The following is a 13267-nucleotide window of genomic DNA, read 5'->3' on the forward strand; positions in this document are numbered from 1 at the left end:
CCGCCCGATATGATGCCGGGCGGCGTTTTGCATTTTGATTGATGATGCGTGCGGCGATCAGATTGCGGTCGCACGGTTGGCGTCGATGTAAATTTCGCGCAGGCGTTTGGCAATCGGGCCGGGGACACCGTCGCCGATTTTCTTGCCGTCGATTTCGGCAACCGGGCAGACAAAGGCCGAGGCCGAGGTCGAGAAGGCTTCTTTGGCGTTCTGGGCTTCTTCCAGGGTGAAGTGGCGTTCTTCGACTTTAAGCTGCAGTTCCTCGGCACATTTAAGGACCGATGCGCGGGTGATGCCGTGCAGGATATCGGTTGAAAGTTCGCGGGTGACGATGGTGTTATCCTGCGTCACGATATAGGCGTTGTTCGACGATCCTTCGGTGATGAAACCATCAAGCAGCATCCAGGCATCATCGGCCCCCTTGCTTGCGGCTTCGGTTTTAAGAAGCGACGCATACAAAAGCTGCACGGTTTTGATGTCGGACCGGCGCCAGCGGATGTCGGGAAAGGTGACGATTTTCTGACCGCGTTCGGCCAGGGCCGATTTGATCAGCGATTTGCTTTGGGTGAACATCACGATGGTTGCCGGGGTTTTCGGGTCAATGGCGAAATCACGATCGCCAGCCGATCCGCGCGACACCTGAAGGTAAATCAGGCCTTCGGTGATGTTGTTGAGCTTGACCAGCTCGCGGTGGGCTTCAAGAAGCTGATCCATGTCAGGCTTGAATTCGAATTTCAGTTCCGAAAGCGAGCGTTGCAGACGCGTCATATGGCCCTTGAAATCAATCAACTTGCCGTCAAGCACCGAGGTTACTTCATACACGCCATCGGCAAACAGGAAGGATCGGTCAAAGATCGAAATCTTGGCTTCGGTTTCTGGCACAAACTGGCCGTCAACATAAACAGTACGCATGGCAACTTCCCCGATACGATGGCGGACGATTGAAAATCCGCAAGTGATGGATGTAAGCGACGTTTCCGTGGTCAGACCCGCGTGGTGTTGGCTCCACAGGGCGTGACCGTTTGGTCCGACACTATTTAGGAAAACAATTATCACAGTGCGAGGCCGTCTGTCGTGCGAAAGCTTTGTATCTTGCGTGTAAAAGGTGGAAAGTTGCTTTGATACGGCGCAAATTACAGGGCTGTGCAATAATATGCGTGGTAATCGGGCTTTATCGTCGCAGATTGTTCAAATTGTAGAATGTTAAATAAATTCCTTTTGACCCTAACATAAGTTGAGGTTTTATCGTCCTGTTCATGAGATGAAAAACATCGTTGGGAAATGGAGCCCTGTAATGAACAATCCCCTGCCAGTCGTGAACCAAATGTCGGTTGTTAACGACCGCGACGCATTGCAAAGCCGGATCAATGCCAGCTGGGCCATGCCGACCCGTCGGCCCAAACAGCACGTTGATCTGGATGCCTATTTCGCGCGGATTGGCTATGACGGCCCACGCAATGCAACGCTTGAGGTTTTGCAGAGCCTGCATGCGCTGCATCCGGCCAATATTCCGTTTGAAGCGATTGATGTGTTTAACGACAAACCGATCAGCATTGCGCCAGAAAAGATCGACCAGAAACTGATCCATGCCGGGCGCGGCGGATATTGTTTTGAGCATAATTCGTTGTTTGGCCGGGTGTTGCGCAGCCTTGGCTTTGAGGTCGAAGGACTGGCAGGCCGGGTTTTGTGGGGCTATGGCGAAGCCGATATGCCGCGTCCACGCTGCCACATGGCCAACCGGGTGATGATTGATGGCGAAGCGTGGCTTGCCGATGTCGGGCTTGGCGGATGTGTGCCCACAGCCCCGCTTTTGCTTGATATTGCGACGCCGCAAGTCACCCCGCATGACACATACCGGGTCCTCAAGGGTGAGCATAGTTACCGTGTGGAGATGGAACGCGGCGGGGTGTGGAAAGCGGTGCATGAGATCGACTACGCCCCGGTGGCAGACATCGATTATGAGGTCATGAACTGGTATGCGTCCGATCACCCCGAAAGCGGGTTTTGCAAGACCCTGATGGTCGCACGTTCGGCCCCGTTTGCGCGGTTTACCTTGCTTAATAACCGCCTGACCATCCGGCTTGTTTCGGGCGAGGAAGAGCAACATACCTTAAGCGTGGGCGATATTTCGCAAACGCTGAGAGACATTTTTGGGATCGAGCCGGATCCGCGGTGGCAGGGCACCTTTGCAAGGATGATCAATCACAGTCACGGATAAACGGTTGTGCGGTGTTTATCGCGATTGTGAATGATCAGGGGCGGGGCGTTTATGGCGCTCCGCCTTGGTTTTGCGTGGCTTAGTCGCGGTGGCCCGGATGCGGTTCAACGACCGGGGGCAGGCGCAATTCGGATTTGGTGTCAAAGACATGCACCTTTTCCATGTCAAAGCTGACGTGAATGGTGCTGTCGACGGCATAGTCCGGGCGGTCCATGGTGAAAATCTTGATCGGTTTGCCTGCCAGTGTGGCATGGACAAGGGTCGAAAGACCCATCGGTTCGATCAGATCGACACGGGCGGCTAAACCCGAATTGGCGTCGGGCACGATGGTAATGTGTTCGGGGCGTGCGCCAAGGGTGACGGCCTGATTGTTTGTTGCCCCGCGTGCGGGTAGAACCGCAACCAATGATCCATCTGACAGACGGATCCCTGCGCCATCAGCGCCATTATCGTCCTTGGTTTCATAAGTGCCTTCGAGGAAGTTCATGGCAGGCGAGCCGATGAAGCTGGCGACAAAGATGTTGGCGGGGTGGTCATAGATTTCGACCGGGCTTCCGACCTGCTGAATGATGCCGTCATGCATGGCGACAATCCGGTCGGCCATGGTCATGGCTTCGATCTGGTCATGGGTGACATAGACCGAGGTCGCGCCAAGACGGCGGTGGAGTTTGCGGATTTCGGTGCGCATCTGTTCACGCAGGCGGGCATCAAGGTTTGACAGCGGTTCATCAAACAAGAATGCCTGTGGTTTTCGGACAATCGCACGCCCCATGGCAACACGTTGGCGCTGCCCACCCGAAAGTGCCTTGGGCCGGCGTTCAAGCAATGCGCTGAGACCCAGGATGTCGGCGACATTGGTGATGGCATCAGCGATTTTTTCCTTGGCGGTTTTGCGCAAGGTGAGCGCGTAGCTCATATTTTCGGCCACCGACATATGCGGATAGAGCGCATAGGACTGAAACACCATGGCGATGTCGCGGTCTTTCGGTTGCAGGTCATTGACGACATTGCCAGCGATTGAGATATCACCAGATGTGATGTCTTCGAGCCCGGCAATCATGCGCAAAAGCGTTGATTTGCCACAGCCCGACGGGCCGACAAGGACGATGAATTCACCGTCGCTGATGGTCAGGTCAATGCCGTGCAGCACATCGACCGCGCCATAACTTTTGCGGGCATTTGCAATTTCAATAGAAGCCATAAAAGTTGTCCTCTTATCCTTTGACCGCGCCTGCTGTCAGGCCCTGCACCAGATAACGCTGGATCAGCAGGAAGAACAGACAGGCGGGAATAAGTGCCAGCACGCCAGCAGCCATCATCTGGCCGAAATCGACGCTGAATTTCGAAACGAACGACAAAAGTCCAACCGGGAAGGTGGAGGCAGACTCACTGCTGACCAGCATCAGGGCGAACAAAAGCTCGCTCCAGGCGGCGGTAAAGACAAAGCCAAGGGTTGCCGCCACGCCTGGAAGGGTCAGCGGTAGAATAATCGCACGGAAGGCTTCGAACCGGGTGTTGCCATCAATCATTGCGGCTTCTTCGAGATCCTTGGGGATGCCGTCAAAGAAAGACTGCATCAGGAAGGTGGCAAACGGCACGTTAAACGCAGTGTAGACAATGATCAGCCCGGTCAGGCTGTCGGTCAGGCCAAGCGGGGCCAGAATTTTAAAGATCGGCGCAATCAGCATGACCAGCGGGAACATCTGCGTGATCAGCATCAGGGCGACGATGATCACCTTGCCGCGAAACGCAAAGCGCGAAAAGGCATAGCCGGTCAGGGCGGCGATTACGGTTGTCACCGCCGCCGTTGTGCCCGCGACAATTACGGAATTCATGAAGTAATGGGGGAAGTTGCTTTGGGTCAGAACGAATGTGTAATTGTCCCACGTGGTGCGTGACGGCCACATACGCACACCTTCGGTATAGAGGATGTCGTTTGGCGTCACGGACACCTTAAGCAACCAGTAAAGCGGAAACAGCGCAAAGATCACAAAGGCGGCAATCATCAGATAATGACTGCCCCAATAGAGCATTTTACGCGTTGATGTGTGTCCGGTCAGGGTCATTTGGGGATTTCCCTAGTTATCTGAGTGCGTCATGGCACGACGCAGCGCAATCACGCTGAGCGCATAGGCCAGCAACAAGACCAGAAGGACTGCGGCAATCGCCGAGGCATAGCCAAAATCAAGTCGGCGGAAGGCCTGGGTAAAGATGTAGGAGGCGACAATCTGGGTGGAATCAGCCGGGCCGCCCTTGGTCATGACGACAATCAAATCGGCGAAATTGGCAATCCAGATGGTGCGCAGCATCAAGGTGATCGCGATGGTGGGCGCGAGGAAGGGCAAGGTGATGCTGATAAACTGCTGACGCGTGGTTGCGCCATCAATCGATGCGGCCTCATACAATTCCTTGGGGATGGATTGCAGGGCGGCCAGCATGGTGATGGCAAAGAACGGAATGCCAAACCAGATGTTGGCAATGATCGGTCCCCACATCGCAAGATCAGGGTCAGAGAGGATGTTGTAAGGTTCGGCCATCAGGCCAAGCGATGTCATCCAGTGGGGCAAGGGACCGACCACCGGGTTAAACATCCATGCCCAGTTGAGGCCAGACAGGAAGGTCGGCACCGCCCACGGCAGAAACACAAGGGCCTGAATGAGACCACGGCCCAAAAAGGCCCGGTTGAGCAGAAGGGCGAGGATAAGGCCAAGGCCAAACTGAAACACCAGCGATCCAAACGTCCACCATGCGGTGTTGGCCAGTGCGCCCAAAAACGCCTGATCAGACATCAGGGTTTGGAAATGGGCCATGCCGACAAAGCCGCCGCTAAACGGATTGAGGATGCGGATGTCACGGAAGGCATAGCTTAGGCCCAGGATCAGCGGCATCAACATGACCGCAATGATCAGAACCAGTGCCGGCGAGACATAAAGATAGGGTTCGAGAATACCGGAAAGTTTTTTGGAGAATCCCCCCGTCTTTCGACGGGGAGTTTTCCGGTTTGCGTTGCCAAAGTCACTGCTTTGCCTGCATCCATTTTTGCTGTGCGGCGGTCAGATATTCCGCCCACTGATTGGCGAGTTCTTCAGGTGTGATCCGGCCCAGCATGGCTTCCTGACTGGTGCGGATGACCAGACTGTCCTTAAAGAAGGCGAATTCTTCAAGGTGGGTCGGCATGACGGTCGGATGGACATCCGGGTCAGACAGCTCGGCAAACCAGCCTTCGAATTGCGGGCTGGCAAAGAACGGATCGCTTTCGGCACCATCATGGATCGGAAGGGCACCAATGCGTTTGTTCCACGCAAGGTTGCTTTCCTTGGATTCAAGATGGGCAATCAGATCCCATGCTTCGTCCTTGTTTTCGCTGTTGGCAAACATCGACCAACCGGCATAACCAATGGTCGGGAATGCCTTGCCCGATGGGCCTTTGGGCATGGTGGTGACACCAAAGTCCTCTTCCTTCATGCGGCTGGAAATCGCAATCAGGGCGTCTGGGTCCTGATCAAGCATCGCACAGGTGCCTGAATAGAAACCGGCAACGATTTCGTTAAAGCCCCAGTTCAGGCTGTCTTTTGGGGCCAGACCGTCCTTGTAAATATCAACCAGATACTCAAGGCCGTCCTGCCAGCCGTCTGAATTAAAGGTGCTTTGTCCGTCCTCGGTAAAGAATTCGTTCGAGCCTGCCGCCGTGGCGCCAAACATTACCCAGCCATTCAAGCCCCCCGGACCGCCGCGCATGCAGTAGCCCGATTTGCCGGGCAGGGCAGATACTTTTTGGGCGGCGTTGCGGAAATCTTCAAGGGTGACCGGAACGTCGGTGACACCGGCTTCCTTGAACAGTTTTTTGTTATAGAACATCGCACGCAGATAGAAGCCATAGGGCAGCATATAGGCGGTGTCGTCGGCCGAGCGGGCGAATTGAAGCGCGCGGTCATTAAGCGTTTTGCCGCCTTCCCAGTCCTTGATATAGGGCTCAAGACTTTCGAGCGCGCCATTGTTGGCATAAAGGGTCAGCCACGTATCGGGCATTTCAACGATGTCGGGGGTTTGCCCGGCCGAGACCATGGTGGCGAATTTTTCAAACGCCTGTCCCCATGGAAGGGAGGTGATTTCAACCGTCACGCCGGGATGGGCTTCTTCGTATTGTGCCACAAGGGTTTTAAGCGTTTCGGTGCGTTCCGGGCTGGTGATGACTTCGACCAGCTTTAAGGTTGTGTCGGCATATGCCTGACCTGTTAGTACAATAGAGGTCACACCTGCCAGTAGCGTTGTTTTCCAGTTCATTGTGAAGTTCCCTGTTTTTTTAAACGTTTGGTGTTCTTCTGCCTTGGTATTACTTCAGGCTCGCCTCGATTGCGGTGGCCAGATCAGACCAGAGGTCTTCGGCACTTTCGAGGCCGATGTGCAGACGGACCAGATTTTCCGGCACGCCAAAGCGCATCGCCGAATTGGGTCCGCCCACTTGCGCCCGCGTTACCAACGCGGGGACAATCAGGCTTTCGTGTCCGCCCCATGACACGCCGATCTTGAAAAAGCGCAGCGCGTCAACAAAGGTCGGGATATCGACCTTTGGCGAAAACTCGAATGAGAAAAGTCCGGACGATCCACTCAATCCCGGTGCGGCGGGGGTCATCAGTCCGGGGTAGTGAACCGCGGTGACCTGTGCGTGGTCGGCAAGGTTTTGCGCAATGATCAGGGCGGAGCGTTGATGTTCGCGCATGCGGGCGGGAAGGGTGCGCAAACCGCGCAGCAACAGCCAACTGTCAAAGGCCGATAGCTTTGCACCGAGATAAGGCAGGACGTTGGAGCGAACCCGCCCGATGAATTCGTTTGACCCGGCAATCACGCCTGCCACCACATCGCTGTGCCCGCCAAGGTATTTTGAGGCGGAATGAATGACCACATCGCAGCCAAGGGTTGCTGGCTGACAAAAGATCGGGGATGCCCAACTGTTGTCGATCATGGAAACCGCACCATGATCGCGTGCGGCGTCACACAGGGCGGCAATGTCATGGGTGTGGAAGGTCCAGCTTGTCGGGCTTTCAAGGTATAGAACCTTGGCACCGGGCAGGGCGGCGCGCACCGCATCAATATCACGGCCATCGACATACTCGACGGTGACATTCATGTCGCGCAGGAACATTTCAAAAAACCGATAGGCATCGGGATAGCAATGTTCGACCGAAACAATGCGGTCGCCCGGTTTGACGACGGATAGCACGGCTGACGAGATGGCGGCCATGCCACTGGCAAGGCCAAGGGCGTCTTCGGTTTTTTCAAGGGCGGCGATTTTGTCTTCGAAGGCGCGCACGGTCGGGTTTAGGCCGCGCGAATAGACCGGGCGGATTTTGCGCCCGGCATAGGTTTCGATCATCTCGGCGCAATTTTCGAAGGTAAACAACGAGTTTTGGAAAATCGGTGGCACGACCGCATTGGCAAAGTGGCTTTCGTCATAGGCGACGACACTTTCCGGGGCAGTGACGGGTGCCATGACGGGGGCTTTGGGCGTGGTGGAATTATTGTTGTTCTTCATCAGACATTCTCACGATATCGCGTTCGACGATTTCAAGGATGGCAAGGGTTTGCTGGCGGGCGTCTTCGGCGTTGCCTGCAACAATCGCGTCAAACAGCATGCGGTGAAATTCAAACGATTCACCGGCGAAATCAGGGCGGTTGAACGGCTGGGCAAAGAAGCTTTCGAATGCTTCGCGCATCTGGCCCAGAAGTTGTTCAAACAGGGGGTTTCCCGATGCCTTGTAGATCGACAGGTGAAAAACCAGATCGGCCTGACCGGCGGTGCCGAACTCAAGATGTTCGGCCTCCATCGCATCAAGGGCGGTGCGCATTTCGGCGATGTCGTCGGGGGTGGCGCGTTTGGCGGCCAGCATACTGGCTTCGACCTCCAGCCCGCGGCGGACTTCAAGGGTTTGTAAAAGGCCGTCACGCTGGGTGGCGATGGACAGCGGCATATACAGGGTTTTTTCCGAAACCGGGCGTTTCAAATAGGTGCCCGAGCCGCGCTTGATTTCGACAATGCCGAGCGCCTGCATATGGCCGATGGCCTCGCGGATGCTGGACCGGCCGACTTTCAGCCCGGCCATTAATTCACGTTCCGGGGGCAGTTGATCGCCGGGTTTCAAATCTGACTGCACGATGAAGTGCGTCAGGGATTCAAGGATCGCATCGCGACGCCCGGATGTTTGTATGGGTCGGATAGTGGCACCTGCCGATTGCGACACATCACACCTTTATCTGATTTTCCAAATCGTCCGACCGGCCATTTATTTGGTCAGCCATCAGACGTCAGACCAATTTTGAGATTGAATCGGTTCAAGTCAAGAAAGAATTCAATTTCGGGATATGTTTTGCAACCGCGAATGGCGAAGACCCGGCTTTATCCGGGCGTTTGCGGTTTCGGTGACCGGGCATGACTTTGCACTGCATCCTGCGCGGTATGAGCCGACAGTTTGGTCAAATGTCAGCGGATATGGTTGAGAATCGGTGTGGAGGCGGGGACAGTCGACGAAGACCCACAGCATTGATTGAGGCTGTCAGCCCTTAAAAGCTCAGCACCAGCCCATGCCTGTTAACGAGTTCTGCGAAGGTCCCGTTGTTCTTGATTTCCGCGAGTGCGGCGTTGAAGCGTGTCAGAAGGTTTGCATTATCGGGATAGCTTTTTGACGCCATAACATGCAGAGACGCACTGGCATGGAGTGGTTTTTCAAGTGTATAGAAATTCTTTGCGATCTCGTGCGGGAACAGTTTGTTGATCAGATACCATCCAATTGTACTGGGCAGCGGGGTGAGATCAATCCGGCCGAGCTGCAGACGTTTGATGTTCTGTTCTTCTGAATGTGCGTAATCAACATCCAGACCGGCGTCGGTAAACATCGGAACGTAATAATACCCCTGAATGCCGCCAATGGCCCAACCGTCAAGGTCGCTTAGATTTTGATAGGGGACCGGCGGTGCTTCGCCCTTGGGATCATAGGCGAAAAACTTGGCATCGCTAAAATAGATCGGGTCGGAAAAGTCATGGATTTTGTCGCGCTCTTCATTTCGGGTATAGGGAATTGCGCCCCACGCCTCATGGCTCTGAACAGCTTGTGCGCACCGCTGCCATGGAAGATAGCGAAACTCAAACGTTACGTCCATCTGGTCACCGATCTCATCAAACAGATCGGGCAGAAAGCTGTGTTTCTGATCCTTGAGGGTAAAAGGCGGATAGTCATCATTGGTTGCGATCACCAGTATTTCTTTGGCGCTCAGTGTGCGGATGGCACTAAAAGTCACCAGTAAAATTGCCAGCAATCTGCAAGCATATGTAAACCCTGCGTGCGGTGTCATCTATGACATATGGGCAAGTTTGACGCATTTATTAGGGGGATGCGCCGGGGATGCGCCCGTGATGTCCGAAACGTGGTGGTATCAGCAGTTGCACCATCAGCTTCGTGCAAAAAAAAAGCGCGCTGCATCAGGAATGCAGCGCGCAGTGGGGCATCGTTGAGGGAGGCGGAAGGTATCAAGTAAAGTGTTGCTGATCAGTTGGCGGTTGCGGCCTCAACGATCAGGTCGGCGACGGCTTTGGGGTTTGAGACCATGACGACATGGGATGCGCCGTCAATGACAACCGTTTTTTTCGAATTGGCGCGTTCAGCCATGAATTCCATGGCGGCAGGCGGAATGTTTTTGTCAGCCGTGCCAAAGATGTGGAACGAGGGGATGTCTTTCCATGCGGCATCGCCAGACGGTTCGTTGAGCGCAAAGTCAGTGACCGGGCGTTGCGCGGTTGCCATCAGACGGGCCTTGTCGGCCGGGACATCGGCGGCGAACTGGGCATGAAATTTGGTCGGTTCGATGTACAGATCATTCACACCATTTCCCAGTGGAACCGGGGCCGCCAGGGCTTCGCCCAATGTGCCGCCGGGGAATTTTGCCGCCAGTTCAGCAATCGTTTCACCCTTTGCCGGGGCGAAAGAGGCGACATAAATCAGTGATTTGACATTGGTGGCACCCTTTGCGGCATTGGTGATGACCGGGCCGCCATAAGAATGACCAACCAGAACAACATCACCGGCAATGCTATCGACCAAGGAGCGGGTATAGGCGGCATCGCCAGATACGCTGCGCAGCGGGTTGGCAACGCTGATGACCCGATAGCCTTCGTCTTGAAGGATCGGGGTAACGCCGTCCCAGCTGTCGGAGGCGGCAAATGCACCATGAACCAGAACAATGGTTGGTTTGGCGTCTGTGTCGGCGGCGAACGCCGGGGCCGGTGCGACCATCAGGCCCGCACCGATGGCTGCTGCTTTGGCCAGATTTTTCAGATTGAACATTTCATCTCTCCTTGTGCCGGGGCGCCGGGGGCGGCTGCGCTGGCTGTCTGTTGTTGCGATGAATGGTTTGTAGTGATGAAATAATTATCGTGCAATAGTAAATCGTGTCCGATTTAATTATGCGCGATCACATCAGCGTGAAGATGCGGAAAAGACGCGCCAACGCCCCGGTTGGCTTGCCCGGGGCGTCATCACCGATGAGCGTCATCAAGGATAAAAGCAGATTGGGGAGGATTTGGCCGATGACCAATGTTTGCGCCGACGGCGCCGGGCCACCCGGCGGGCGGTCTACTTGGCGTTGGCCGCGTCGGTCAGGCTTTCGAAATAAACCAGAAGATCGGCGATGCTTTCAGGGGTGAGGGTAAATTCCGGCATGGTCATATTGTCATGCGAAACCGTGATGCCTTCTGCCAATGCTTCCTCAAGGTTTTCAAGCGGCCAGCGTTGGCCGAAACTGGCAAGGGACGGGGCATCGGTGACGTTCGGATCCGGTAGGGGGTCGCCTTTGAACTTGGTATGGCACTTCAGGCAGGTTTGTTCGACAATCGATTGCCCGCGCGACACATCGCCATGTTCTTCGCCCTTGCGGTTCATATAGTCGCCAATTCCCCACATGCCTGCGGCGACAATGCCGGTCACAAGGATGACAAGGCTGATTTTCTGCATGGCGATTTCCCCAAGGCGATTGTTTCTTGTTGATATGAGAGAACAATATCAAAGGTTGGTGACGAATTTCCTAAGTTCTGTAAGCTATCCTTAGATATTCGTTTCAGGCATTTTTTGGTCCTGTTGAGACAACTGGGAAACCGGTGGGTTCAGTCAGCATGGAAAACACAAAAAAAGGGCGGGGTTTCCCCCGCCCTTTTTATCTGACAAGCAATCTAACTTAATTTAGAGGCACGGTCAGATTTAGGCTTGCTTTAGAAGAGCTTGCAGTGTTGACGGTTTGCCCGAACGCGCTTGAAAGGTTGCTGCCATCGGGCAGAAATCCGAATGTTACTGGCGTACTGCCAACCAATTCAACGCTATGGGCTTCATAGCCAGACAGCCCGATACCGTCATATGCATATTTGGCATAGATGGTTCCGCCGCCTTCAAAGGTAATATCGCCCCCGAATTCGGCCCGCGCGCGAACCTTTTCCGTATTAACTTTACTGCCATTGGTATGGGTGATCTCAGGTGCCATGAAGTCCCATGTGCCTTTTAGCGAAACAAACGGACGAAGGATTATGCCGTTATCTTGCTCCCACGCACGGGCAACTTCCGGACCAAAGGTCATGCTGCCAAATTCAACACTTTGCGATGCGATCCGAGTGCCGCCGGAATTGGTGTAAGATTTTTGCTCTTCACGGAAATAGTTCAGACCAAGCTGAGGATAAATTTCCCATTTTTCGTAGCGAAGGTCACCAGTCATATTGGTTTCCACCTGCATGCGTTCGCCATCGAACTTTTCCCAGCCAAGGTCTTGGGGGTTAACCTTGTTTTTTGATTGGCCCCACGCAACCCGGCCGTCCCAAATCAGGTTTTCGTCAAGGCGGGAAACCATATATGGGCCAACCATCCACCCCTTGCCTTTGCCTTTACTCGCTTCGCCGGTGCTTGTTTGTTTATACATGTCAAACTGGGCGAGGACGCCAATCAGCGTGTTTTTGTTCAAGCGGTAGTCCGCACCGGTCATAAACAGTCCGAAATCGCTTTCACCCGATGTGCCGCCACGATCATCATTGACCCCCTGCCAACGTCCCTTGGCCCACATGTTAAGCGGACTCTCAAAATCAGCGAACTGGCTTGGTGGCATACTGCTAGCATCTTGTTCGCTTGCAGCAAGTTCACCGCTCCAGCGAAGCACGCTGTTGAGGTTGGTCGCGAAATTTCCGCTGCCTTCAAGGAGTTGGACTTTAACCGGCAGGGTCAAGCCGGTTGCCTCGGTCAAGGCATTACCTATTACGGCGTTTTGTCCAAACAGGCCCCCCAGGGCTCCGCCGCCGGTTCCAAACCCACGGCCTGTCATTAGCCCGGATAACCCGACACTTTGAGCGGTAATATTTCGAATATGAGTGCTCAGGGTATTTTTAACGGCCGTTTGTGACTGTTCTTCGGTTGCTGCGCTTGCGGCCGGGGTTAACGTATTGTCAAAAAGCTTAAGCGTTGCAGTGCCCTTCAGGGTGCCGCCAGAATCCTTCAAGGTGAAGGTGATGTTGATGTCTACCCCCGCAGTCTGCGGTAGATTTATTGTGGTGACCTGACCGGGAGTTGCGCTGCCACTGACAATCAACCCTTGAAGAGCATTAAGGGTTGTTCCGCCCCCTCCTTCTTGTAAGGTGAAGGTAACGCTTGATTGTCCGGATGGGTTCGGCTTTGCAGTGGTATAGTCAACATTGTTGATTCCAGCGCCGCCGGCGACAGCTTCAAGAGATATAGCCGTGTTGCCAAAGGTCGCGCCGCCGCTAAGCGAAATTTGCAGTGTATCACCGGCCGCAAAGGCGGTAGATCCGTCTGAGGCCCGGTTAAAGGATAGATTATTCGCGGCAACGTTCTTGGTTGCTTCGTTTGTAATTGTTTCGGTTGGTGTTGCCGCTGCGCCAGCACCACCTTCGACGGTGATTTGATATGCATGTGCAGAAGAATGCGCAACGAACATCATACCGCCCGCAAGGACAAAACGTTTCAGAATTGTCTTTATGGTCGCGGTGCTTTTGATACGGGTGGTGTG

At 54.5% G+C, this 13267-nt stretch carries 13 protein-coding genes; 2 read left to right on the forward strand and 11 right to left on the reverse strand.

The annotated features are described in order from the left end of the window. Window positions 1-57: 57 nt before the first annotated feature. Window positions 58-912 carry a D-amino-acid transaminase gene (locus tag AC0VXT_RS05495; protein ID WP_475547827.1) on the reverse strand — a complete coding sequence of 285 codons (855 nt, stop codon included), beginning with the start codon at window positions 910-912 and terminating at the stop codon, window positions 58-60. Window positions 913-1294: 382 nt separating this feature from the next. Here AC0VXT_RS05495 and AC0VXT_RS05500 point away from each other — a divergent pair, with 382 nt between their 5' ends. Further along, a complete protein-coding gene (locus tag AC0VXT_RS05500) occupies window positions 1295-2218 on the forward strand; it encodes an arylamine N-acetyltransferase family protein (protein WP_475547828.1) in 924 nt (307 codons plus the stop codon). A 79-nt stretch (window positions 2219-2297) separates the two neighbouring features. On the opposite strand, the gene AC0VXT_RS05505 is transcribed toward AC0VXT_RS05500, so the two are convergent. From AC0VXT_RS05505 to AC0VXT_RS05535, 7 genes are all read right to left on the reverse strand, one after another. Next, window positions 2298-3419: an ABC transporter ATP-binding protein gene (locus tag AC0VXT_RS05505; protein ID WP_475547829.1), complete on the reverse strand. Its 1122-nt coding sequence runs from the start codon at window positions 3417-3419 to the stop codon at window positions 2298-2300. 13 nt (window positions 3420-3432) lie between these two features. After that, on the reverse strand, window positions 3433-4284 hold the full coding sequence (locus AC0VXT_RS05510; protein WP_022732114.1) for a carbohydrate ABC transporter permease: 852 nt from the start codon (window positions 4282-4284) through the stop codon (window positions 3433-3435). 12 nt (window positions 4285-4296) lie between these two features. Next, window positions 4297-5106 carry a carbohydrate ABC transporter permease gene (locus AC0VXT_RS05515; RefSeq protein ID WP_475547830.1) on the reverse strand — a complete coding sequence of 270 codons (810 nt, stop codon included), beginning with the start codon at window positions 5104-5106 and terminating at the stop codon, window positions 4297-4299. 127 nt (window positions 5107-5233) lie between these two features. Next, window positions 5234-6502 (reverse strand): ABC transporter substrate-binding protein, encoded by a 1269-nt coding sequence (locus tag AC0VXT_RS05520; protein ID WP_475547831.1) that lies wholly within the window; start codon window positions 6500-6502, stop codon window positions 5234-5236. 49 nt (window positions 6503-6551) lie between these two features. Continuing rightward, on the reverse strand, window positions 6552-7751 hold the full coding sequence (locus AC0VXT_RS05525) for a PLP-dependent transferase (protein ID WP_475547832.1): 1200 nt from the start codon (window positions 7749-7751) through the stop codon (window positions 6552-6554). Continuing rightward, window positions 7735-8457: a FadR/GntR family transcriptional regulator gene (locus tag AC0VXT_RS05530; protein WP_022732118.1), complete on the reverse strand. Its 723-nt coding sequence runs from the start codon at window positions 8455-8457 to the stop codon at window positions 7735-7737. The genes AC0VXT_RS05525 and AC0VXT_RS05530 overlap by 17 nt, the downstream gene beginning before the upstream one ends. Before the next feature lie 319 nt (window positions 8458-8776). Then, window positions 8777-9466 carry a substrate-binding periplasmic protein gene (locus tag AC0VXT_RS05535; RefSeq protein ID WP_475547833.1) on the reverse strand — a complete coding sequence of 230 codons (690 nt, stop codon included), beginning with the start codon at window positions 9464-9466 and terminating at the stop codon, window positions 8777-8779. Between AC0VXT_RS05535 and AC0VXT_RS05540 the strand changes: the two genes are divergently transcribed. Then, the gene (locus AC0VXT_RS05540; RefSeq protein ID WP_475547834.1) at window positions 9453-9725 is read left to right on the forward strand and encodes a hypothetical protein; all 273 of its coding nucleotides are present in this window, start codon (window positions 9453-9455) and stop codon (window positions 9723-9725) included. The two genes, AC0VXT_RS05535 and AC0VXT_RS05540, sit on opposite strands and share 14 nt — an antisense overlap. Window positions 9726-9759: 34 nt before the next feature. Here the strand turns inward: AC0VXT_RS05540 and AC0VXT_RS05545 are convergent, their stop codons facing one another. From AC0VXT_RS05545 to AC0VXT_RS05555, 3 genes are all read right to left on the reverse strand, one after another. Then, a complete protein-coding gene (locus tag AC0VXT_RS05545; RefSeq protein WP_475547835.1) occupies window positions 9760-10554 on the reverse strand; it encodes an alpha/beta fold hydrolase in 795 nt (264 codons plus the stop codon). Window positions 10555-10842: 288 nt separating this feature from the next. Beyond that, complete coding sequence (locus AC0VXT_RS05550) at window positions 10843-11220, reverse strand: c-type cytochrome (protein ID WP_475547836.1); 378 nt, start codon at window positions 11218-11220, stop codon at window positions 10843-10845. Window positions 11221-11440: 220 nt separating this feature from the next. After that, complete coding sequence (locus tag AC0VXT_RS05555) at window positions 11441-13198, reverse strand: autotransporter outer membrane beta-barrel domain-containing protein (RefSeq protein WP_475547837.1); 1758 nt, start codon at window positions 13196-13198, stop codon at window positions 11441-11443. Window positions 13199-13267: the final 69 nt, after the last annotated feature.

The sequence above is a fragment of the Thalassospira sp. Z349TD_5 genome (assembly GCF_056173045.1).